General features: G+C 34.8%; 15 protein-coding genes. 12 read left to right on the top strand and 3 right to left on the bottom strand.

All coding sequences use genetic code 11. The annotated features are described in order from the left end of the window. Positions 1 to 31: 31 nt before the first annotated feature. The gene (locus tag LO744_RS03100) at positions 32 to 988 is read left to right on the top strand and encodes an acetyl-CoA carboxylase carboxyltransferase subunit alpha (RefSeq protein WP_230667128.1); all 957 of its coding nucleotides are present in this window, start codon (positions 32 to 34) and stop codon (positions 986 to 988) included. A gap of 40 nt (positions 989 to 1028) precedes the next feature. Here the strand turns inward: LO744_RS03100 and LO744_RS03095 are convergent, their stop codons facing one another. After that, positions 1029 to 1727 (bottom strand): DUF6759 domain-containing protein, encoded by a 699-nt coding sequence (locus LO744_RS03095; RefSeq protein WP_230667127.1) that lies wholly within the window; start codon positions 1725 to 1727, stop codon positions 1029 to 1031. A gap of 148 nt (positions 1728 to 1875) precedes the next feature. On the opposite strand from LO744_RS03095, the gene tsf reads away from it, so the two are divergent. The 10 genes from tsf to LO744_RS03045 all read left to right on the top strand — a co-directional run bounded on the left by tsf (position 1876) and on the right by LO744_RS03045 (position 20460). Further along, positions 1876 to 2700 (top strand): translation elongation factor Ts, encoded by an 825-nt coding sequence (tsf, locus tag LO744_RS03090; RefSeq protein WP_230667126.1) that lies wholly within the window; start codon positions 1876 to 1878, stop codon positions 2698 to 2700. Between the two features lie 204 nt (positions 2701 to 2904). After that, the gene (locus LO744_RS03085; protein ID WP_230667125.1) at positions 2905 to 6807 is read left to right on the top strand and encodes a T9SS type B sorting domain-containing protein; all 3903 of its coding nucleotides are present in this window, start codon (positions 2905 to 2907) and stop codon (positions 6805 to 6807) included. A gap of 79 nt (positions 6808 to 6886) precedes the next feature. Further along, positions 6887 to 9988, top strand: a complete 3102-nt coding sequence (locus tag LO744_RS03080; RefSeq protein WP_230667124.1) for a T9SS type B sorting domain-containing protein — start codon at positions 6887 to 6889, stop codon at positions 9986 to 9988. Between the two features lie 143 nt (positions 9989 to 10131). Continuing rightward, on the top strand, positions 10132 to 12969 hold the full coding sequence (locus LO744_RS03075) for a T9SS type B sorting domain-containing protein (RefSeq protein ID WP_230667123.1): 2838 nt from the start codon (positions 10132 to 10134) through the stop codon (positions 12967 to 12969). 113 nt (positions 12970 to 13082) lie between these two features. Continuing rightward, positions 13083 to 16502 carry a T9SS type B sorting domain-containing protein gene (locus tag LO744_RS03070; RefSeq protein ID WP_230667122.1) on the top strand — a complete coding sequence of 1140 codons (3420 nt, stop codon included), beginning with the start codon at positions 13083 to 13085 and terminating at the stop codon, positions 16500 to 16502. Between the two features lie 137 nt (positions 16503 to 16639). Next, positions 16640 to 17428 carry a hypothetical protein gene (locus LO744_RS03065; protein ID WP_230667121.1) on the top strand — a complete coding sequence of 263 codons (789 nt, stop codon included), beginning with the start codon at positions 16640 to 16642 and terminating at the stop codon, positions 17426 to 17428. Positions 17429 to 17581: 153 nt separating this feature from the next. After that, positions 17582 to 18358 carry a DUF6759 domain-containing protein gene (locus LO744_RS03060; RefSeq protein WP_230667120.1) on the top strand — a complete coding sequence of 259 codons (777 nt, stop codon included), beginning with the start codon at positions 17582 to 17584 and terminating at the stop codon, positions 18356 to 18358. A gap of 86 nt (positions 18359 to 18444) precedes the next feature. Next, entirely contained in the window at positions 18445 to 19122 is a 678-nt protein-coding gene (trmB, locus tag LO744_RS03055; RefSeq protein ID WP_191179217.1) for a tRNA (guanosine(46)-N7)-methyltransferase TrmB, read from the top strand. Between the two features lie 90 nt (positions 19123 to 19212). Then, a complete protein-coding gene (locus LO744_RS03050; RefSeq protein WP_230667119.1) occupies positions 19213 to 19668 on the top strand; it encodes a DUF6759 domain-containing protein in 456 nt (151 codons plus the stop codon). Positions 19669 to 19749: 81 nt separating this feature from the next. Next, positions 19750 to 20460: a DUF6759 domain-containing protein gene (locus tag LO744_RS03045; RefSeq protein WP_230667118.1), complete on the top strand. Its 711-nt coding sequence runs from the start codon at positions 19750 to 19752 to the stop codon at positions 20458 to 20460. A gap of 112 nt (positions 20461 to 20572) precedes the next feature. Here the strand turns inward: LO744_RS03045 and LO744_RS03040 are convergent, their stop codons facing one another. After that, the gene (locus LO744_RS03040) at positions 20573 to 21262 is read right to left on the bottom strand and encodes a LytR/AlgR family response regulator transcription factor (protein WP_230667117.1); all 690 of its coding nucleotides are present in this window, start codon (positions 21260 to 21262) and stop codon (positions 20573 to 20575) included. Beyond that, a complete protein-coding gene (locus LO744_RS03035; protein ID WP_230667116.1) occupies positions 21259 to 22308 on the bottom strand; it encodes a sensor histidine kinase in 1050 nt (349 codons plus the stop codon). Before LO744_RS03035 ends, LO744_RS03040 begins: the two co-directional genes overlap by 4 nt. 211 nt (positions 22309 to 22519) lie before the next feature. Here LO744_RS03035 and LO744_RS03030 point away from each other — a divergent pair, with 211 nt between their 5' ends. Next, positions 22520 to 23773, top strand: a complete 1254-nt coding sequence (locus tag LO744_RS03030) for a kelch repeat-containing protein (protein WP_230667115.1) — start codon at positions 22520 to 22522, stop codon at positions 23771 to 23773. Positions 23774 to 24004 lie beyond the last annotated feature (231 nt).

The raw sequence follows: 24004 nt of genomic DNA, 5'->3' as shown, positions 1-24004 counted from the left end.
ATACATTTGAAAGATTTAATTTACTTCAAGAATGGAATATTTAAGTTTCGAACTTCCTATAAAAGAGCTGATGGATCAATATCAAACATGTTCTTTGGTAGGAGAAGAAAGTGGTGTTGATGTAAAATTAGCATGCAGTCAAATCGAAGATAAGATCAGAGATACCAAAAAAGAGATCTATGGAAATCTTACGCCTTGGCAAAGAGTACAGTTATCGCGTCATCCGGATCGCCCATATACTTTAGATTACATTAAAGGTATGGTAGATAAAGGAAGCTTCCTTGAGCTTCACGGTGATAGAAACTTCGCAGATGACCCAGCATTGATTGGTGGTTTGGCTACACTTGATGGCCAAAGAATCATGATTTTGGGAACCCAAAAAGGGAGAACAACCAAAGAAAGACAATACAGAAGATTCGGGATGCCAAATCCGGAAGGCTACAGAAAAGCTTTAAGACTAATGAAATTAGCTGAGAAGTTTAAAATTCCTGTAGTAACTTTAGTAGATACACCGGGAGCGTATCCTGGTTTGGAAGCTGAAGAGAGAGGACAAGGTGAAGCGATTGCAAGAAATATTTTTGAAATGACAATGCTTAAAACACCTATCTTCACTTACATCATTGGCGAAGGAGCAAGTGGTGGTGCATTAGGAATTGGTGTTGGTAACAAAGTGTATATGTTAGAAAACACTTGGTACACGGTAATTGCACCAGAAAGCTGTTCTTCAATTCTTTGGAGAAACTGGGACCATAAAGAAGATGCTGCAAATGCATTAAATCTTACTCCTGCAGATGCATTAAGAGAAAAATTTATCGACGGAATCGTAGAAGAACCACTTGGTGGAGCACATTACGATCCTGAAGTTGCTTATTTAAATTTAAAAGCTTCTATATTACAAAATATTAAAGCATTCTCTAAATTTACAGGAAAAGAGCTTGAAACGCACAGACAAGACAAGTTTATTGCCATGGGGCAATTTAAAGGATAAAAAAAAGCGGTTAAGAATTTTCTTAACCGCTTTTTTATTTTTACTCAGCTACATCGAGCTGTATCTCAATATCTTTATTTATTTTCTTCAGAGAAGAATATTTGGCATCACAAACCGAGGTTGTTAAAACATAATCACCTTTTTCTACCATTATAAAATTTTGTCCGTTGGCGGGAACATCAAGATTATAATATTTTTTTCCGCTTATTTTTACAATCAATCTGCATTTTGATTTATTTCTGATATTAATGTAAGCTTCTTTATCACTTGGATCGTTATTAAAAAGATGCGTCAAATAAGAAGCCGTTTTCTTTCCCTCTTCACTAGGAGCCGATTTTTTACTCGAACTGCCTGCTGAAGCGTAAGAAACTGTTCTTTCAGGAGTTGTTGTTTTAGAATTAGAAGCTATCGTTTTGCCTTTATTGAGCTCACTGTTGCTTACAATTTTTTCAATTTTGTCTTTGCTGATTGGTTTAATCGTAGGTTTGGCTTCAATAGAGTTATCTGCCATGATGATGGTAATTAATTTTCTTTTAAGTTCATCATTTTTTTCGTGCCCAGGATTTTGTTTAATAAAGCCTGCAATTATTCTTGCTTCTGCACTTGTCTGCGCCTCTTCTAGCGTATAAATAATTACAGTTTCCTTTTCTGCAACTACTTTAGACTTACTTTTTTTCTTTTTTTGAGAAAACCCCAAACTGAAAATGGATAGAAATAAGATTAGAAATATTTTATTCATGGAGTAAAAACCTTTAAAAAATTATTAAATTAATACTATAACGTTAAAAGTCATTTTTTAGTTTATCATTAAAATCATTATCTTTGCCCTGCTCAAAAATAAACTATTAAAGTTAATTATAATTTTAAATAAAAAAATAATAAATATTATGTCTTATTCACCAGCTGCTGCAGACGTAGCAAAATTAAGAAACCAAACAGGTGCAGGTATGATGGACTGCAAGAAAGCTCTAGTTGAAGCAGAAGGAGACTTCGAAAAAGCAGTTGACATCCTTAGAAAAAAAGGACAGAAAGTTGCAGCTAACAGAGCAGACAGAGATTCTTCTGAAGGTGCTGTAATCGCTAGAGTAAATGAAGATAACACGTTAGGTGTTATTATTTCTCTAAACTGCGAAACTGACTTTGTTGCTAAAAACGAAGCGTTTATCGAGTTAGCTTACGAAATTGCTGAAATGGCTATTTTCGCTGCTACTAAAGAAGAATTATTAGCTACAGATTTCCACGGAATGACTGTTGCTGAGAAATTAATCGAGCAAACTGGAGTTATCGGTGAGAAAATCGAGATTGGTGCATTCGAAAGAATTACAGGACCTTTCTTGGGAGCTTACATCCACGCTGGAAACAAAATCGCTGCAATCACTTCACTTTCTGCTAAAGTAGACGGTGCTGACGAGGCTGCTAAATCTGTTTCTATGCAAGCTGCTGCAATGAACCCTATCGCTCTTGACGAAACTTCTGTTTCTCAGGAAACGATTGATAAAGAATTGGAAATCGAAAGACACAAACTTACTGAAGAAGGTAAGCCTGCAAACATTATCGAGAATATCTTGAAAGGTAAAATGCAGAGATTCTACAAAGACAACACTTTGGTACACCAAGATTTCATTAAAGACAGCTCTATTTCAGTTGCTGACTATGTAAAATCTGTAAACGGAGATCTTAAAGTAACAGGATTTGTAAGAGTTAGCTTATAATAACTTTTTCAAGTTTTAAAATATTAATCCCGATGAGTTTTTCATCGGGATTTTTTTTGTCTCTGATTTTCACATTACAATATTAACAATATATGAAGGCAATTTTAACTTTTCCACATTTCTATAAATATTAAAAAAGCGTTAAAAAAACACCGTAAAAATGTGATTATTAATACTTAGATTTGTCGCCCGATAAATTTAGGCATGAAAAAATATTTACTACTTATTTGCAGTTTTTTTTGTTTATTATTCAATGCTCAGCTCGATACCGAGCATTGGTTCGCTCCAATGTCTGCAAAAGCTGGAACAAACGGTCTTGAAGGATATTTATATTTATCTACCGATGAAACGATACCTTTTCCGGTACAAATTTTCAACAATAATACATTGTACACAACGGTACAGGTAAGTAAAAATAATCCGACGCAAGTAATTATTCCCAACAATTTTTTGATAACATCAGCACAAAACCAATTATTCATCTCGAATAACATGGGATTGAATGTAAAAGGTTCTAAAAAATTCTTTGCCAATTATCGATTTGCAATGCCCAATCATGCTGAAATCCTTACTTCAAAAGGTGCAGCAGGTTTAGGGACAACATTTTATGCTGGGGTAGCTCCTATTTCAGGATCTGAAGATCATATGAGTGCTACAATTGGGGTTACTGCAACAGAAGACAACACGGTTGTTACGATTTCTGGTTACAATCCGAATATCATATTTTCAGACGGAATATCTTCGCCCACAAGAACATTTACTCTTAATAAAGGAAAATCTTATATTTTAGATGTTGTTAGTTCTTGGTCAAATGCCAATAAAACAGGATTGGTAGGAGCAAAAATTGTTGCTACAAAAGCAATTTCTGTGACCAACGGAAACTTTAATGCGGCCTATACTTCTCAAAATCTTACCAACAATGATATTTTGATGGATCAGGCGGTTCCAGTAGATCGTTTAGGAAAAGATTTTGTTGTGGTAAAAGGAAATGGTACCGTAGCTTCTCAAATGGAAACAGCCTTGATTATTGCTACAGAAAACAATACGCAAATCACTTTCAATGGCACGGGAGCGGTTACCACTCTAAATGAAGGACAATATTATTTAGTTCCTAGTACAAGATATATCAACCAAGGAAATGGTCATTATAATATGAATATTTCTGCAACCAAAAATGTTTATGTGTATCAATTGCTTTCTGGCGCTACCAACGGAAATGAATATGCTGCAGGAGGTATGAATTTCATCCCGCCATTGAGCTGTTTTATGCCTAATAAAATTGATGAAATAGGATTTATCAACAGAATTGGAGGTCAAACTTTTGCCACCAGATTAAATATTATTACTCAAACAGGAGCTGTTGTAACCTTAAACGGAGGTAATATTGCAGCAGGAAACGGGCCTTATCCTGTAACAGGAAATCCGAACTGGGTAAGCTATTCTATACAGAATGTGACAGGGAATGTGACCTTAAATTCTACCAAAGCAATGACTGCCGGAATTGCTGCCGGAAGTGGTGCTGTAGGATATGGGGGATATTTCTCAGGATTTTCATCAGTACCAGCGATTACAAAAACCGGTGACTGCTACGCCGGAATTCTTTTGAAGGTTGACAATAATTACGACGGCTATCAATGGTATTTAAATGGAGTTGCAATTCCTGGAGCTACAAGTTTTTCTATTAATCCGGAACTGTATGGTGCCGGAAATTATACTTGCTCAGTTACTAAGAATAATTGTGAAACAAAATTGACTGCAATATATAATTATATACTTTGTCCACCAATTTCGACAACAACTTATACCATCGGATCTTGTAATACCAAAGTCATTACTCCTGTATTTACCAATGCTACCCAAACAATTGTTCCTTCATTTACTGCAATTATTTCTCAACCTACATCAGGAACTGCGACAGTAAATCCTGCCAACGGTCAGATTACTTACACACCAAATGCGACAACAGTAAATACAACAGACCAGTTTATTTATTATATTCAGGGAAATGGAAATCCTTTCGCATTTGAATATTTTAAAATTATTATCAATACTGATGTTCTTCAAGTAAACAACGCCTCCATAAGCATTTGTAATAGTGCTTCAGGAAATGGAACTTACAATTTAACTACTGCAAATATCACATCGGCTGCTGGAGCCAATATTACTTATTTTACCAATGTAAATTTAACGGGTCAAATTACTGATCCAACCAATTACACAGGACCTGCAGGAATTATTTATGCTAACGTAACTTCAGCTTACGGGTGTTCTAAAGTAGCACAGATTACGCTGACAATGAATCCGTCACCAAATATCAATACAGCTGCTTATAATGCAGATTTTTGTGATGATAATTTTTCCGGGATTATTAACATAAATTTCGCAACTGTTACTCCACAGATTGTTACTAATTCAGCTAATTTTATTGTAAAATATTATTTAAATCAAGCTGATGCGACTGCAGGAAACAACAATACATTACCAACTAATTGGAACTACGCTACAAATACAACAGTTTATGTAAGAGTTGAGAGCACAAACGGATGTCCTCCAGCTTTTGGGCAAATTAATTTTGTTATTAAAAACAAAGTTCCTTTGTTAACTCCAACACAAGTATTAGGAATTTGCGACACTGATATGAATGGCTCTGAAACGGTCAATCTAAATAATTATAAAAGCATTTTCACAACAGATGCTGCGACCACCGTTACTTTCCACAGTAGTTTGGCAGATGCACAAACTGGCGCAAACGTAATCCCTGTAACACAAACAATTAATAATGGAGCAACGGGAATTTTTTATTTAAGATTTACTAATGCCACACAGTGTTTTAATACCGCTAATTTAGCTATAAAAGTAAATGCTGTTCCTACTATCAATATTGCGAATTTTAATAGTACTCTTTGTGATGATAATCTTGATGGAATCGTAAACGTAAACTTCAATACTGTAAGTCCACAAATTGTAACAAACTCTGCAAATTTTACGATAAGATATTATTTAAGTCAAGCCGATGCCAATGCGGGTAACACTAACACTCTCCCAACAAACTGGACTTACACCGTAAACACTACCGTTTTTGTAAGAGTAGATGGATCAAGCACTATTTGTCCTTCATCTTTTGGGCAAATCGATTTTAAAATCGGGAATAAAATCACATTACTTTCATCAAACGTCACCGCTGAAGTTTGTGATAATGATTTAAACGGTTCGCAAAGCGCAAATCTTAATGACTATAAAAGTCAATTTACTACAGATCCGTCTGTAGCATTAACTTTCCACACCACATTAGCAAACGCTCAATCAGGAAACAACGCTGTATCCGCTAACCAAATCATTATTACAGCAACAACATTTTATATTAGATTTACAAGCGCTAACGGATGTCCAAATACAGCCACATTAATCATTGGCTTAAAGTCTCCAAAGAAATCTGATGTTTTGAAAGATCAGATTATCTGCTCAAATGACAAAGTAATATTGAATGCCGGAGATAGCTTTACATCTTATCTATGGAGCACGGGAGCAACAACCTCAACCATTACAGTTGGCATAGGAACTTACTATGTAGATTTAGGTTTTAATGGCTGTACCTACAGACAAACGGTAAGCGTAACTGCGGCACAAGCTCCTACTATTACAAGCATTATAGTTACAGGAACTACTGCAACAATTAATGTTATAGGAGGCACAGCTCCTTATCAATATTCTTTAAATGGTTCAGATTATCAAAATTCTAATGTATTTACCGGTTTAACGAGAGGCACTTACAAAGCATATGTAATCGGAAGAGACGGCTGCCAGACAGTTATTAAAGATTTTTTAATTTTAAATTTAATCAACACCATCACTCCAAACGGCGACGGAAGAAATGATGTATTAGATTATTCAGATTTAAAAATAAAAGAGCAGGTAAGTATTGAAGTTGTTGATCGTTATGGTGCAGCAGTTTATAAATCTTCGGGCAATAATTACAAATGGGATGGAAAATCTAACGGAAGAAATCTATCAACAGGGACATATTGGTATATTCTTAAGTGGATTGAGCCCGATACAAAATTACCAGTTTCTCATTCTGGATGGCTATTAATAAAGAATCGAGAGTAGATATTAAATTTTCTTTATGATTTATTAACAATATATTAAATATTATTTTAATTTTGTATAAATCCTAATTCTATATTTTATGAAAAGATTTCTACTCAGCTTAGTATTAATACTCAGTATGTTTACGTCTCTGTTTGCGCAGAGAGATACAGAGCATTGGATAGCACCGTTTCACTTTACGCAAGCCTACACACAATCGGTTTACTTATCTACAGATTCGGTAATTCCGTTTGAAGTAACTGTTACCAGTAACAATGCGCCGTTACCTGCACCAGCGGTTTCTACCATTACCATCAGTAAAAATAATCCTGGTGTTTTGGCAATTCCAAGCCCAGTTATTTCAACAAACTCTAACGCAGACACATTTAATGTCATCACAAAGGGTATATACCTTAAAGGAGCAAAACCTTTCTACTGTACATTAAGAATGGTTTCTAACCAAACACACGCAGAAATTGTGACCAGTAAAGGAAGGGCAGGCCTTGGTAAAGAGTTTTATGTAGCCAATACTCCTTCAGGAGCTACATCAAATAATTTTACAGCCGGGGTACTTGCTACAGAAAACAGCACGGTAGTTACAGTAACTTGGAATGGCAATATCACTTTTTTTGGAGCGCCTACTGCCCCTGCTCCTGCTAATACTCACACTTTTACATTAAATAAAGGTCAATCTTTCATTTTTGCAGGAAGTGCTTCAGACGCAGCTCCATTTATGGGTGCCAAAATCGTTTCGGATAGACCCATTACATTAACCAACGGAAACGTTAACGGAAATTTCGGAGCTACCGGATTAACGGGTGGATCTGATGCCATCTTAGACCAATCTGTTCCTGTTGAGAGATTGGGAAATACTTTTGCAATGGTAAGAACACGATCTAGCACCCCCGATCTTGAAGGAGGTATTATTGTAGCTACAGAAAATAATACTGAAGTTTACCTTAACGGATCTACTACTTCAGTGGCTACGCTACAACAAGGACAATGGTATAGAATCATGGGTGATCAATATATTGCTCAAGGCACAGGGAATCATGCTAATATGTTGATAAGTACTTCTAAAAATGTTTATTTATATCAATTGGTTTCTGTAGGTAACAACACTGCAACTTGTGGCTTCAACTATATTCCACCATTGAACTGTTTCCTTCCTAGAAAAATTGATGAAATAGCATTAATTAACGAAATGCCACTTCCCGGCAACCCTACTCCGGCGGATATGTTAATTAAACTCAACATTATCACAGAAACAGGTGCCACTGTTACTTATACTACTAATGGTGGTGCACCTATAACTCCTACTGCCGCAGAGGGGCCTTTCCCATTGCCAGGAAACACTGCTTGGGTAACTTATGCGATTGAAGGGGCACAGGGTAATCTCTCTATTCTATCTAATAAAGCAGTAACTGCGGGTATTAATGGCGGATATAACACATCCGGATATGGAGGATATTTTGCAGGATTTTCTTCAATCCCTATTATTACAAAGAAAACAGGAGAATGCATTCCGGGAATTATCTTAGAGGTTGATGATGGATATGATACTTATCAATGGTATTTAAATGGAGTATTAATTCCTGGGGCAACGACTCATACATATACACCTCTCGTTGCAGGAAACTATACCGTAAAGGTAACTATGGGAGCTTGCCAATCGTTAACAACAGCAATATTCAAGGTATTTACGTGTTTGGTACAAACTACAAAAAATATAAATATTTGTGGTACCAAAGCAATTGTTCCAGTATTTTCAAACTCAACTCAAACTCCTGTACCAGGTACAGTTCAGATTATTACCCAACCTACAAAAGGAACAGCAACGCTTAACCCAGCTACAGGAGTAATAACGTATATTCCAAATGTAGGATACTTAGGAGTAGATAAAATTGTTTATAAATTCTGTGGCAATGCGCCTGAATTTATAGATTGCGAACAGATAACTTTAAACTTAAACGTAGTTCCTTTTGTACTTACAGACAGAACAATCTATGCTTGTCAATATGCAGGAAACGGATTTTTTGATTTGACGACCGCAAATGTTACTGACAATGCGGTACCAACAACAAAAAAATTCTATACTACTTTAGCCAATTTAGAAGCTAATACAAATCCGATTCCTGATCCTACCAATTATTTCTCAGCATTAGGCTCGGTGTATGTAAAAGTAACAACAAGTGAAGGCTGCGTAGGAAATGCAAAAATCACTTTAGACTTCTACCCTACTCCAGTAGTTAAAGAAGATACTTTAACAGAATGTTTCTTAGAAAACAACGAAACTAAAGGTAAATTTAATCTACTGAGCGCTAATGTAACTGCTGAATCACCGGTTACAAAAAAATTCTATCCTACATGGGTAGATGCAAGTAATGGTACTAATGAAATTGTAGGAGTTGACACTTATATTTCTGGAAACGGATCAGTATATGCAAGAGTTTTCAACTCAAATAAATGCTATGCAATCACTAAAATCAATCTGAAAGTGACTCCTCCAAAAAGATCACCGATATTGGTTGATAAATACATTTGTATTGATGACAAAACAACACTAGATGCAGGCCCTGGTTACCAATCTTACCGTTGGAGCACAGGAGCAAGCACACAATCAATACAAGGAGTTGCCGTAGGTGATTACTGGGTAATTCTTCAAGATTCTGGATGTTCTGTAAAACAGTTTGTAAGTGTGAAGAAAGCACAAGATCCTGTCATTACTTCAATTGAAATTGCCAACAATACAGCGACTGTGATTGTAAGCGGAGGAGTAGCACCGTATCAGTTCTCTGTAGACGGAGTAGCCGCTTGGCAAGATTCTAATGTCTTCACCAATCTTACAAGAGGGCAACATACATTCTATGTAAAAGATGCTTTCAACTGTAATCCTATTTCTGTAGAAATTACGGTACCTAATTTAGTCAATGCAATTACTCCTAATGGGGATAATCTAAATGATTACATTGACTATAGAGAGCTGGCTTATAAAGGAAATCTTACCTTCGTAATCTATGACAGATATGGTAACAAAATATTCACAGGGGATAAATCTAATAATTATAGATGGGACGGAACCCACTCTAATAAAAAGATTGTTACCGGAACTTATTGGTACCACATCAGCTGGAATGAACCTAATGAAGCAAAAACTCCAATTAAATACACCGGTTGGATTTTAGTGAAAAATAGAGAATAAGAATAACTTCTTACAATCAAGCCACAACTTAACGGTTGTGGCTTTTTCTTACCTATTTCTTAATTATTTTTCATTTTTTAAAACTTTTTTCATAGTTCTTTTAAATTATTCTATTATTTTTGTAAAAATCCTAATTCTACATTATGAGAAAACTTTTACTCACTTTTTTATTAATGCTCTTTAGTAGCAATTTACTCTTTGCTCAGAGAGATACAGATCATTGGTTTGCGCCATATTTTGATAGTCAAAACAGCACTCCATACACTCACACCCTTTATTTCTCTACAGATTCAGTCGCTCCTTTTGAAGTAAAAATCTTTAATAACAATATCCAGATAGGAGCAGTTACAATTAGTAAAAATAACCCACAATCATTCCCTCTACCAGCACAGTTTATTTGGACAGATAATGACAATATGGCATCTACCGCAATCAATATGGGAGTTTACACCAAAGGAACCAAGCCCTATTTTGCATCATTAAGAGCAGCAATGAGCGCCCATGGTGAAATTATCACCTCAAAAGGCAAGGCAGGAATAGGAACAAAGTTTTATGCTGCGGCGGCTCCTATCACAACCACATCTAGCACTCATAATTTCACAACCGGAATTATGGCAACCGAAGATGCTACAACAGTAACAGTTTCGGGGTATGATGCAAATGTTCAGTTTGTAAATAATACAACCCCTCCACTTACATTAACGTTCAATTTAAATAAAGGACAGTCTTATATTTTAGCAGGGCAAGCCAATGTTGTAGCTAATAGAGATGGTTTTATTGGATCTAAAATTGTAGCTAACAAACCAATCTCTGTAACCAATGGAAATGCTAATGCAATGTATGCTACAGGACAAACAAGTAACGGATCGGATCTTATTATGGATCAATCGGTTCCTGTAGACCGTCTTGGAGACGAATTTGCCATGGTAAGAAGTTTATCTCCAATTCCTTCATTTAATACGGAGGGAGGTATAATTGTTGCGACCGAAAACAATACCGAAATTTATCTTAATGGAAACGCAACGCCAGTAGCAACGCTAGCGGAAGGAGACTATTATAGAATTCTAGAGAATAATTACGTACAGCAAGGTACAAGCGGGCATTACAATATGTATATAAAGGCAACTAAAAATATCTATTTATATCAATTAGTTGGAAGAACAGGTACAGAAACAGGAGGTTACAACTATATCCCACCATTGAACTGCTTTTTGCCAAGAAAAATCGACGAGATTGGTAAAGTACAAGAAATGCCTGGTTCATCAGGAGCAATTGTTTTAAAGCTTAATATCCTTACCGAAGCAGGTGCTGTTGTTACTTATTCCATTAATGGGGGTCCAGCAATAACTCCTACTCCCGCGCAAGGTCCATTCCCACTTACAGGAAATACCAACTGGGTAACGTATGCCATACAACCCGTTACAGGAAACCTAGCGATTACTTCTACAAAAGCAGTAACAGCAGGAATTAATGGCGGATATAGCTCAGCAGGATATGGCGGATATTTTGCAGGTTTCTCTTCAATTCCACTTATTGCAAGACAAACAGGAGAATGTATTCCAGGATTGATCTTAGAAGTTGATGATAGTTACGACACTTATCAATGGTACAGAAATAATGTTGCAATTCCTGGAGCCAACGCGAACACTTATAATCCACCTACTGCAGGAAATTATACTGTAAGAATTACCGTAGGTACTTGTCTGCCGGCAACTACTCCTGTATTTAAAGTATTCACGTGTCTTCAGAAAACAGCTAAGACTAAAACCGTGTGTGAAGGATATTTAAATATTATTCCACAGTTTACGACGTCTCCACAGCTATTTACAGCAAGTAGCGTTCAGATTATTACACCACCAGCTAATGGTACCGCCATCATCAATCCTACAACCGGAGTGATAGGATATACTCCAAACAATGGTTTTGTAGGAACAGATACCATTGTTTATAAATTCTGCGGAAACGATCCTGAATTTGTAGATTGTGAGGAAATTACCCTTACTCTGACTGTAACAGAAAGCCCAGTGGTAAATGATACCACATTAAGAACTTGTTTCTTAGAAGAAAATATCGCAACAGGATTATTTAATCTGATAAACGCTAACGTAACCGGTCAACCTGGAGTTACTAAAACTTATTATCCTTCATTAACTGATGCTAATAACCAAACAAATGAAATCTTGGTTCCAGATCATTATATTGCTCCAAATGGTGTTGTTTACATCAGAGTAACGAATGCAAATGGATGCTATCGTGTGGCAAAAGTAACCTTGATAGTTTTAGCACCAGTAGAGTCTGCTGTATTAGTTGATAAAATAATATGTATTGAAGACAAAACGGTATTAGATGCAGGGCCAGGATTTGCATCATACTTATGGAGCACAGGAGCTACTACACAAACAATCTCAAACGTTGAAGTAGGAACTTACTGGGTAAAATTGAAAACAGGAGACTGTACGGTAAAACAAGCGGTAAAAGTTTACGCTTCTGAGCAGCCGGTTATTACAAACATTGAGGTGTCTAATACAAGCATTACAGTATATGTTACCGGAGGTGTTGGCCCTTACGAATATTCAATAAATAATAACAACTTCCAGTCTTCAAACGTATTTACAGATCTTCCTAGAGGTGATGTTAAAGTTTACGTAAGAGACACATTCACTTGTGTACCGATTGAAGTAAGTATTACCATTCCGAATATTGTGAATGTAATCACTCCAAACTCAGATGGAGTAAATGATATTTTAGACTACTCTGCTCTTGCTAATAAGCCAAATCTGGTATTCAATATTTTTGACAGATACGGAAACAGAATTCATCAAGGCAATAAAGAAAATAATTATACTTGGGATGGAACTACCAATGATAAAAAGAAAGTTTCTACAGGAAACTATTGGTACAACATCAGCTGGAATGAAAATGGCAAAGCCAAAACGCCAATTAAATTCTCAGGCTGGATTTTATTGAAAAATAGAGAATAATCAATTTTTAAATCAAATATTATAAAAACCACGATATCAAATCGTGGTTTTTGTTTTTTTTTAAAACTATTAACGTATTTTATTATTAAATTTGTAGTAAAATCAAGTCCAATATGAAGAAAATTCTATCTTTTTTTCTTATTTTTTATATATTCTCTACTACATTCGCTCAATTGGATAGAGAACATTGGTTTGCCCCTATGGTAGATCGTACAACAAACCCAAACCCACATCAAACACTTTATCTATCAACCAACCGTACGACTCCATTTGTTGTTAGTATATACAATAACAACGTCGTTATCGGTACAGTAACCATTAGCAAAAACAATCCTCAAAAATTTGATGTACTTCGAGATTACATTATTACGACTCTGCAGACCGATCTTTTCACCTCTACTTCAAAAGGTTTATATGTAAAAGCAGACTTTCCTTTTTATGCCAATCTAAGGTTTTCGGTTTTTAACCACGCAGAAATTATTACTTCCAAAGGAATTGCTTCCACCGGTACAACTTTTCATATAGCCTCTGCTCCTATTACGGTAAGCAATGATATTCTCAATTTTATGACGAGTGTATTAGCAACCGAAGACAATACAACGGTTACCATCTCTGGCTACAGAAATACAGTACAGTTTTCAAACGGAACTACAGGCACAACCAATCCCACGCTTACATTTACCTTAAACAAAGGGCAGTCTTATATTCTTGATGGTATAGGAAATATTGCGGGAAATTTTGATGGATTTATTGGAGCTAAAGTAGTAGCCACAAAACCTGTAAATATCACCAACGGAAACTTCAACGGACAATATGCCGGAAACAATCCTACCAGTTCTGATATTTTGATGGATCAGTCGATACCAGTAAGCCAGCTAGGGAATACTTTTGCTCTTGTAAAAGGTAACGGAAATATCGGCAGCAATATGGAAAGCGCATTGGTAATTGCCACTCAAGATAATACTGCCGTATATGTAAATAATGAATTGCTACCCATTGCCAACCTGAATACGGGGCAATATTTTGTAATTCCAGATACGAAATATCAACTTCAAGGAACTTCCCACTATAACCTGTATATTGTAACAAGCAAAAATGCTTACGTTTACCAAATGCTCGCAGGAGCTGCTGCTACAGTGAATGAAGTCGCAACGGGTGGTTTTAATTTTATCCCTGCACTCAACTGCTATCTGCCAAAACAGATTGACGAAATAGGATTTATTAATGAAAATTTGGTGCACACCAATAATAATCCTTTAGGAATTCTTACCATTCCCACGAAATTAAATCTTATTACCGAACGAGGAGCCACTGTTTTTGTAAACGGAACCCCTCCTCCAGCAGGAACTGGACCGTTTGACATGACAGGAACAACCAATTGGGTAACCTATGGCATTCCCAATACAACAGGAACAATTACCGTAAACTCAACAAAAGCAATTACAGCAGGAATTACAGCAGGAAGTGATGCCGTAGGATATGGAGGATTCTTTGCAGGATTCTCAACACAACCAATTATTTTAAAATCCGGCGGAGATTGTGTACCGGGAATCGTTCTTACTGTAGACCCTGTTATCTACGACTCTTATCAATGGTATGTAGGTGGAGTTCTTATTGTAGGAGCTGTATTTCCTACCTACACTCCTACCGCATCTGGAAATTATACCTGTTCGGTGACCATGGGAACTTGTGCTCCGTTGATTACAGCACCTTTCAAGGTTTTAAATTGTATGAAACAGTCGGCTGTCACTTATGACATCTGTGAGACAAAAGTTATTACTCCAGCATTTACAACGTCTACCCAAACTCCAGTTGCCTCAACAGTTGCCATTACCACCGCACCAGCTTTAGGAACGGCAACCATTAATACTGCGACAGGAGTTATCACCTACACCGTAACCAATCCTGCTGTTGCAGGAACAGACACCTTTGTGTATACTTTCTGCGGAAATAACCCTAACTTTCCGGATTGCGAAACCATTACAGTAACCCTCAATATTCATCCGGTAACCGTAAATAATGCGACATTAAACGCTTGTAACATTAATGGTAGTGGAACTTATAATCTTACTTCAGCAATTGTTACTACAAACACACCGGTAACCATTACTTATTATCCATCTTTACTTGACGCACAAAACGAAAATTTAGCTGCATTAATAACTGTTCCCACTACCTATTCTGCTCCGAATGGAACTATCGTTTATGTTGTCGTAAAAAATACTACAGGCTGTAAAAGCATTGCACAGATTACTTTAAATTTATTTCCTTTAGCGATAGTAATTCCTGCAAATATGGGAAATCAGTGTGATGAAAATATGGATGGAACGGTGAACATCGTATTATCAGATATTACCCAATTGATATTAAATAACCCCGCCTACTTTACCAATGTAAGATATTATGCCCTTTTAGCAGATGCCAATTTAGGAAATGCTGCTACGCTTCCCAATAACTGGAGTTACAATACCAATACTACAATTTACATTCGCGTAGAGTCTCCGGATGGATGTGCTCCCGTAATTCAGCAGGTTAATTTTACCGTAGGTACCAAACTGATATTAATTAAAAATTTATTTACCACTACTTTCTGCGATGATGATTTAGACGGAGTAAAACCAATGAATTTATCCGTTTTCTTAGATCAGTTTACCATAGATCCATTGGTAGTGGTTAGCTATCATACAACTCTTTCAGATGCACAAAATGATGTTGCCCCAATTAGTGGCGCTGTAACACTCACCGGATCTCATGTATATTACATAAGATTTGAAAAAAGTGGCTTCTGTCCTGATGTAGCAACCTTAAGAATTACTCTTAAAACACCTAAAAAATCTGATATTTTATTAAATCAAATAGTTTGTCCTGATACCACAACCACCTTAGATGCAGGTCCCGGTTTTGACGCTTATCTTTGGAGCACAGGAGATACAACGCCATCGATTTCTAATGTTCCAGCTGGCAACTATTGGGTTGAACTTACTTTTGACGGCTGCGTTTACAGACAGTTTGTAAATGTTTCTACCTCTACATTACCGGTAATTACATTAATTGACATTAACGAATCTACCGTAACAATCACTGTAACTGGCGGTACACCAGCTTATGAATATTCTCTAGACGGCTTTTTTTGGCAGCCTTCTAATGTATTTACCAATGTAAAAAGAGGAACTTATACCATCTATGTGAGAGATTCTCTGAAGTGCGATATTGTGAAAAAAGACTTTGTCATCATTAATTTAATTAATACCATAACACCCAATGGTGATGGCAGAAATGACGAGATAGATTATTCTGCATTAATGAGCAAAGACAATCTTGAATTTAGAATTTTTGACCGTTACGGAGCCGAACTTTTCCGGGGAACGCCTGCCAATAAATTTACTTGGGATGGAAACGTAAAAGGAAGACCAGTTTCTACGGCAACTTATTGGTATTTTATAAGCTGGACGGAACTTGGCAATGTAACGAGTGTAAAATATTCAAGTTGGTTATTGGTGAAACACAGAAATAACAGTCTTTGGGATAAATAATTTAAAATTTTAATGATAAAAACTGTTTTCTATAACATACATTAACAGTTTATTATAAAGTTTAATATAACTTTAACCACACTCTGACAAATCTCACATAAAAACTGACACAATTCTTATGTAATTTTGCACGACATATGAAGAAACTTTTTTTAATTATATTACTGGTTTTTATAAGTAAAATGAATGCACAGAATTATTCTGGTGAAGTCTTTTTACGAGATAATTCTGTGCTTTATCTTAATCAGGTTTATGTCACCAATCTTACGACACTCAAAACTGTATTGACTTCCTATAGTGGAGAATTTAATTTAAAAGCAGAGCCCGGAGATATTATTCGCTTTACATCAATCATTACCGAAAGAAAAGATGTAAAACTAACACCACAAATGCTTACTACTAGAAATTTAGTTGAATTAAAAGTAGCCTATTACGATATTCAGGAAGTTGTCATCAGCAGATTCCGACCTACCGGAAATTTGAGATATGATGTCAACTCTATCCGCAAAGAAGATAAAGTACTTGCCTTAAAAAAAGTCATTGGTCTTCCAGAACCTAAGGGCGATGGTACTTCACCCGTTCTTCCTGTTGCAGGACTGAGAGACGGTGGTCTTACCTTTAGTTTAGAAAGTATATTTGATATTCTTTCCGGTGACCGTAAGAAAAAGCAGCGATTGGTAGCTTATGAAAGAATGAATAATTCTATAACCAATATCAAAAACTACCTGGGAACTGATTATTTCACAAGACTTAAAATTCCTGAAAATCTTATCGATAACTTTTTACAATTTGTCTACACTTCAGAAAACATTGAAGTATATGCACAAACAGGAAATTTTGAAGCCATAAAATTACCTATCGAAAAATACCTTCCAATTTATCAAAGAAGATTAAAAAACTCTCATCTTCAAGATGTGGTAAAATAATATTGCAGAGAGTTTTCAATTAAAAAAAATCATAACACTTTAAACGGTAGTGCTTTTTTTAAATTTGTTTAATTTTAATAATATCGTCAATTCAAAACGAGTTTAAACAATTTAAAAATTGGTTCATACCCCATAATTAAAATTTATTATTCCATGAAAAAGTTATTTTTACTTTTTAGTCCTTTACTATTTCTTACATTTTCTGCGCAAAACAAGGCTAAAGATTACAGTAACATTCTTAAAAGCAAGAATATTTATGAACTCAATGCTTTCCTGAGAGATGCCCATCCAGACGACCCTCGCCGATCTGTTTTGAAACCGAGAGTAATGGATTTTATGAAAGAGTATATTAAAAATGCTCCACCAGGAGATAAAAAAGTACGCGAGATGCAAGAAAATCTTGCAAGGCTAAAAACCGGACCTTCTACAAAAGTTTCTTTCGAGGAGATAAATGCGACAATAAAGCAGAAACAAATTTTAAAATACCAAAAACAATTGCAAGTTGGTCAATCTGCGATTGCCTATACACCCAGTTCGGCACAAAGCGTTTACGTAACCTCTGCTGGAGGTAAGAATACTAAGTTGATTGCAGATACAGAAGCATCAGAATTTAATATGCTGATGGGAGAAAACCCTTTAGAGCATAAAAATAAAACAGTAAAAATCCTGAACTCTCTATTTGACAATGATCCTACTGCAAAAGAGTGTATCGTGATGATTGAAAACAAGTCTGACTGTAACATTATCGTAAGAATTGAAGGTATCGGAAATACAAAATACAGACTTCCGGTTCCGGCTCATGGAGACAATTCTATCGTGGTAGAAAAAGGAGATTATCTATTCACAAGTATTGTTTGTGGATCACAATATGCTTCTCAAAAAACCATAAAAAAACCATTATTGGTGGCATTAGGAAGCTCATCAAAATAGATATAATAATCTGTAACTTTTCGTTTCAATTAAAAATTTAAATGCTGCATAATTTTCGTAATTTTGCAGCATTTCATATATATTTCATGGGCAAAAACAAATTAAGAAGATTCGCTGAAAACAAAAAATTATCAAACGTCATTCAACCGACAAGAGATGAAGCCCTTACCGGTTTTCAACTTAAAGGAAACTGGAGAAAAGATTTCTTTAAAAACGACCAACCCATTGTTTTGGAATTAGGTTGTGGAAAAGGAGAATATACGGTAGGTCTTGCAAAAACTTTTACCGATAAAAACTTTATCGGGATAGATATTAAAGGCGCAAGATTCTGGTTCGGAGCCAAAGAAGCAGCGGAAAACGGCATGAACAATGTAGGTTTTCTAAGATCTCAAATTGAATTGGTTGAGTATTATTTTGCAGAAAATGAAGTTGATGAAATTTGGATTACTTTCCCAGATCCGCAGATAAAATTTAAGCGTACCAAGCATAGATTAACTCACCCTGACTTTCTAGAGAGATACAAGAAGTTTTTAAAACCCGGAGGAATTGTACATTTAAAAACTGATTCAGAATTTTTGCATGGCTATACTTTGGGATATTTGCAAGGTGCAGGTTACGAAATCATTTCGGCACATCACGACATCTACGGAGCTTTAGAATACGAGCCCAATACGCCTCATTTAAGAGATATCAGAACGTATTACGAAGAGTTGTTTTCAGCAAAAGGGAAAACAATTACCTATATAAAATTTAAGATTAATTAAATCTATACTGAAGCTGCAAATTATTTTTGCAGCTTTTTTTAGCAATAAAGCAAGCATTTCTAAGTTTAATAAAAAGTTTAAATTTATAGCATGAAAAAGCTTTTTCTCTTTACTCTTCTTATATTTCTATTTCTGAATAGTTGCGGCACTGTCAATCACAGCATTAAGAGACCTATCCGAAAGCCTTCTATTCCCATCTCAAACACCGGAACAAAGACTAGTTCTGCAGCACAAACAGAAAGAGAATATGAAGCCTTAATAAAAGTTTACAAACCCGAAACAGCAGAGGTTTTAAATAGCCTTTTTAATGATTCTTCAAACAGTCCGAATGTATCAATCACTGTAGAAAACCAATCAAATTGTAATATGGTTTTAACAATCAGCGGTAAAAATTATTTCAAAAAAATTCCTATTGGTGCTCATAAAACGGGAGCAGCAATGGTGCCTAAAAATCAGAATTACAATTTGTCGGGAATGCTTTGCAACTCAGTTTATGAGAAAACAAAATTTATCACAAATTCTTTCAATATAAAATTATCAAACTAAACAATTATAGCTATAATTGTTTAACTTTGTGATTAACAAAAAGTTCTGATTAACATTCAGAATTTATTAAAACACATTTTGATGAAGAAAAAAACACTTGCTTTTTTCTTCTTTAGTCTCATTTTATCATCTTGCGCCAGTAATAATACTGATAAAGGTGATATACTGAAAAGTACAAACATCAATGAGATTGAAGAATATCTTGGGAACGCACATCCCGAAGATCCGAAAAAAAGAATTCTAAAGCAGCATGTCATCGCATTGAAAAATGCTGAATGGACAAAAGGTGCAAAAAATGCAAAACCAATGGAAGCAAGACCTGTTTTCATAGAACTACCCGATCAATTAAGCCATAAAAAAGACACTGAAGCCAATCAGGAAGTTTTTAGAAAGCTAATGTCTGAAACACCGGAAGAACATAAGGAGAAGACAAAAAAGCTCCTAAACAATATGTTTAATGAAGATATTAGCAATAACGAAGTCATTCTCTTGCTCAAAAATAATTCTGACTGCGATTTGGTTTTAGAAATATCCGGAAAGAAGTTTTATAATCTTGCGGTACCTGCAAAAGGTGAAAATTTTATTGTGATGAATAAAGATTCATACACCATCTCAGGAAACGTTTGTGATGTAAAATATAAAAGCTCAAAAGACATTGATAAAAGCCTTGTTGTCGTTTTACAAAACCCAGGATTCAAATCAGATTTAATTGCTGAAAACAAAGCCAGCAAAGATTTAGAAAATGTACAAAACAAACCCATCCTGGTTTCTAAAAAAAAGAAGAAAAAATAATTCCTATACTATAAACAAGCAAAAACCGCTGAATTTCTTCAGCGGTTTTATTATTTTTAAAGATAAAGCTTTCAAATTAAATTTTTCTAGAATCACAAAGCGACGACCAATATCACACTCCTAATTTCATTCGGACAAAATCTCGATAATTCCTTCCAATAGGAATCGCTTTCCCTTTAATTTCTACATCTTGAGCATCAAAAAAGTCAATTTTAGATTTAGCAATAATAAAAGATCTATGAATTCGGATAAAGTCGTCCGGAAGCTTATTTTCTATATCACTAATGGAGTATCTCGTTATCAAGATTTTGTCCTCCATCACAATTTTAATATTCTCTTTCTGGCTCTCAATGTACAAAATAGATTGAAGGGGTACTCTTGCTTTTTTCTTATTAACTGTAAAATATAGATCTGCTAAAACTTCGTTGGGAGAAGATTCTGTTGTGGTTTGTATTTTTAAAATTTTTTGTATTGCTGTCATAAATCTGGAAAACTCTATGGGTTTCATCAGATAATCTACCACATCATATTCGTAGCTTTTTACTGCAAATTCGTGGTAAGCAGTCGTAATGATTACTTTGGGTGGATTTTTAAGTGTTTGTAAAAAATCTAATCCTTTTATTTTAGGGAGATGGATATCCAACAACATAAGATCTACTTTTTTTTCCTTCAAAATCTCCATCGCACAAATTGCATCATGGCAAACGCCTACCAGTTCCAAAAAGGGAACATCTTTTATAAAGTCTTTTAAAACTTCAACAGCAAGTGGCTCATCTTCTATGATTAAACATTTTATTCTCATAAAGTCTTGTTTAAATCTAAATTAAGTTCTGTACAAAAAATATTTTCTTTGATTTCTTCTATAAAACTATAATCAAAATAAACCAACTCTAATTGTCGTTTTAAGTTTTTCAAGCCAATTCCTTTTTTTGTTTCTACATCTGCGTTTTCGAAAGAATTATTAAGCTTAAATTGCAGCATTCCCGATTTCAATTTCAAGTCAATATTGATAAAAGAATTCTTAGTACTTTGGGCGGCACCGTGCTTAAAGGCATTTTCTATAATAGGAATCATTAATAGAGGTAATATCTGAGCATTATCATCGTCTATATTAAAGTGAAAATCAACTTTTAATCTTTTGTCGAATCTTATTTTTTGTAAATCTATATAATCAATCAAAAAATCGATTTCTTTCGAAATTTCGGTAAACTTCATTTCTGTACCATACAGCACATAGCGCAAAAGTTTTGATAGTTTTATAACTATTTGCGGGGTTTCATCTGATTTTTTTCTCGCCAAAGAATAAATATTATTCAGTGTATTGAATAAAAAATGAGGATTAATTTGAGATTTTAAAAAGCCAAGCTCACTTTGCATCTTTTCATTCAACAAGGCTTGCTCTCGCTTTTTTAATTTTTGACTGTTATCATATTCATTCAGGGCAATGGCAATACCAGCAACAAAAATTTTATCCATAAATGAATTTATCAAAGTTCCAAAGCCCCCAAGCCCAACAATTTTCATGTGTGAATAAATAAAAGGTACCGTAAACTTCATCAAAAAAACATATCCTGCTAATGAAAAAAACATCAAAATAAAACTTAAAATAAGACCTAATTTCAAATTATTTTTACGTTGATATCTATATTTTTCAATATAATAAAACATTAAATACACCATAGGAACTTTTAGCAGTATCAATTGTAAAAATTCTTCTGAAAATGCATGGATGAGTGTTGACCAAACCGGCTGCTGATATTGTAGTTGCATCCAATAGAATTCGGTATTGACTTCCAAAATTAAATAAGGAAGCCATAATAGAAAATGCCATAGCCATTTTTTTTGCATTAACAAATGTAGCTTTTTTAATATTCTGTTAGATATTTTGTAATAAATAACCGGTTTGAATCAACCAAATATCTATAATCATCAATCAATGTATCATGCGTGCTTTTACACTCTTTAAGACGCTAAATATTCGCATTCACTGGAAGTCTGTTTCACAAAAAAATTACAATGAATAGTAATATTACCTTTAAACTAGTTAAACAAAAAAACTATGAAAAAACTACTATTCTTATTATCTATCCATTGTGTATTTTTTAGTGCGCTTTCTGCGCAATGGTCTTTAGGTGCTAATTTACCTGAAGGAATTCGTGCCGCTAATACAGAAAGCCACATCCAAAATGGTACAGGCTATATATATGTGATGGGGGGCAGAAATGATCAGGAAATCATATCCAATAAAACATACCGTTACACCCTTGGAAGCAATATCTGGGAAACAATGGCAAACGTTCCTACACCAATTTTAGGTTCATCCAGCGCTAAAATTGGTGATAATATCTATATTATTGGTGGAATGGTAACTACGCCGGGAATTATTACAAAAAAAGTTTATAAATACAATATTCCGAATAATATTTGGACGCAGGCAGCAGATACTCTAAATCCTTATACAGATGGAGATGCAGTAGCCTATCAGGACAGTTTAATCTATACTGTGGGAAGCTACAATAGTGAAGAATCTTTTGTTTATAATATCCATACAAACAAGTGGAAAGCTGCCACTCCTATACCTTCTTCCGGAAGTGCATTATCATACGGCGCATTATCTCTACATGGAAACAAGCTTGTATATGTAGGAGGTTCTAATGGTACTTTCTCACCAACATACTATAACAATGTATGGATAGGAGAAATCAATCAAAACAACCGTACAAACATCACCTGGACGCAAGGTGCTGCTTTTCCCGGATCAACAACAACTTTCTTTGAATTAAAACCTTGGAAAAACGGATTAATCTTAATTGGAGGTACAACAGATAATACTTTCAATACGTTTTCCGATGAAAATTATTTCTATGATCCGCAAGCTAATACTTGGACTACGTTAACATCTAAACCTACATCATGGAATACCGGCAATTCTACATCAATATTATTAAATGGAACATGGAAACTGTTTTGTACCGGTGGCTTTCAAACTAGTTATTTAACCAATACTGAAATCTATGCTGAAGAGAATTTATCCGTTTCTGATATTCAAACCGATACATGCCATCTTAGAAATATGAAAACCATTAGTGGAAGAAATCCTAAGATAAGTTTTTGTACATCAGAAAATGGTAATATCTCTATGAAAATATGGGATGCAAAAGGTAGTTTGGTAAGAGAAAATAATAAAATTGAAAATCGTGCAGGTTCCAAAATCATATCACTGCTTGATTTCAATCTAGCAACAGGAATTTATTTTATTACCTTATCTCAAAACGGGAATCATCAATCTAAGAAAATTCAAATTATTCACTAATTATACTTTAAATAACCTGTTGTATATTTTGAAGATTTGTCTTTCGAAAATAATTGAAACCGCCTGGTTTATCTTTATTTTCAGCATTTTTTTAATTTCTTTGTTTAGCCTTGCGTTTTTTAATCGCTAAGAAAGACAGAATTCTTACATTAAATTCTTTCTTTAAAATAAACAAAGACATTTCATTTAGTAAAGAAATAAAATTATTTAAAGGTATTTACAAAATGTACA

The organism is Chryseobacterium turcicum (assembly GCF_021010565.1).
GTDB lineage: Bacteria > Bacteroidota > Bacteroidia > Flavobacteriales > Weeksellaceae > Chryseobacterium > Chryseobacterium turcicum.
This window is presented reverse-complemented; position numbering and strand designations above follow the sequence as displayed.

Bases quoted from the DNA above. Each gene is read 5' to 3' on its own strand.
- tsf (WP_230667126.1), top strand. From the start codon at position 1,876: ATGTCTTATTCACCAGCTGCTGCAGACGTAGCAAAATTAAGAAACCAA.
- LO744_RS03040 (WP_230667117.1), bottom strand. From the start codon at position 21,262: ATGAGAATAAAATGTTTAATCATAGAAGATGAGCCACTTGCTGTTGAA.
- LO744_RS03045 (WP_230667118.1), top strand. From the start codon at position 19,750: ATGAAGAAAAAAACACTTGCTTTTTTCTTCTTTAGTCTCATTTTATCA.
- LO744_RS03070 (WP_230667122.1), top strand. From the start codon at position 13,083: ATGAAGAAAATTCTATCTTTTTTTCTTATTTTTTATATATTCTCTACT.
- LO744_RS03080 (WP_230667124.1), top strand. From the start codon at position 6,887: ATGAAAAGATTTCTACTCAGCTTAGTATTAATACTCAGTATGTTTACG.
- LO744_RS03050 (WP_230667119.1), top strand. From the start codon at position 19,213: ATGAAAAAGCTTTTTCTCTTTACTCTTCTTATATTTCTATTTCTGAAT.
- LO744_RS03065 (WP_230667121.1), top strand. From the start codon at position 16,640: ATGAAGAAACTTTTTTTAATTATATTACTGGTTTTTATAAGTAAAATG.
- LO744_RS03095 (WP_230667127.1), bottom strand. From the start codon at position 1,727: ATGAATAAAATATTTCTAATCTTATTTCTATCCATTTTCAGTTTGGGG.
- LO744_RS03035 (WP_230667116.1), bottom strand. From the start codon at position 22,308: ATGCAAAAAAAATGGCTATGGCATTTTCTATTATGGCTTCCTTATTTA.
- LO744_RS03075 (WP_230667123.1), top strand. From the start codon at position 10,132: ATGAGAAAACTTTTACTCACTTTTTTATTAATGCTCTTTAGTAGCAAT.
- LO744_RS03030 (WP_230667115.1), top strand. From the start codon at position 22,520: ATGAAAAAACTACTATTCTTATTATCTATCCATTGTGTATTTTTTAGT.
- LO744_RS03060 (WP_230667120.1), top strand. From the start codon at position 17,582: ATGAAAAAGTTATTTTTACTTTTTAGTCCTTTACTATTTCTTACATTT.
- LO744_RS03100 (WP_230667128.1), top strand. From the start codon at position 32: ATGGAATATTTAAGTTTCGAACTTCCTATAAAAGAGCTGATGGATCAA.
- LO744_RS03085 (WP_230667125.1), top strand. From the start codon at position 2,905: ATGAAAAAATATTTACTACTTATTTGCAGTTTTTTTTGTTTATTATTC.
- trmB (WP_191179217.1), top strand. From the start codon at position 18,445: ATGGGCAAAAACAAATTAAGAAGATTCGCTGAAAACAAAAAATTATCA.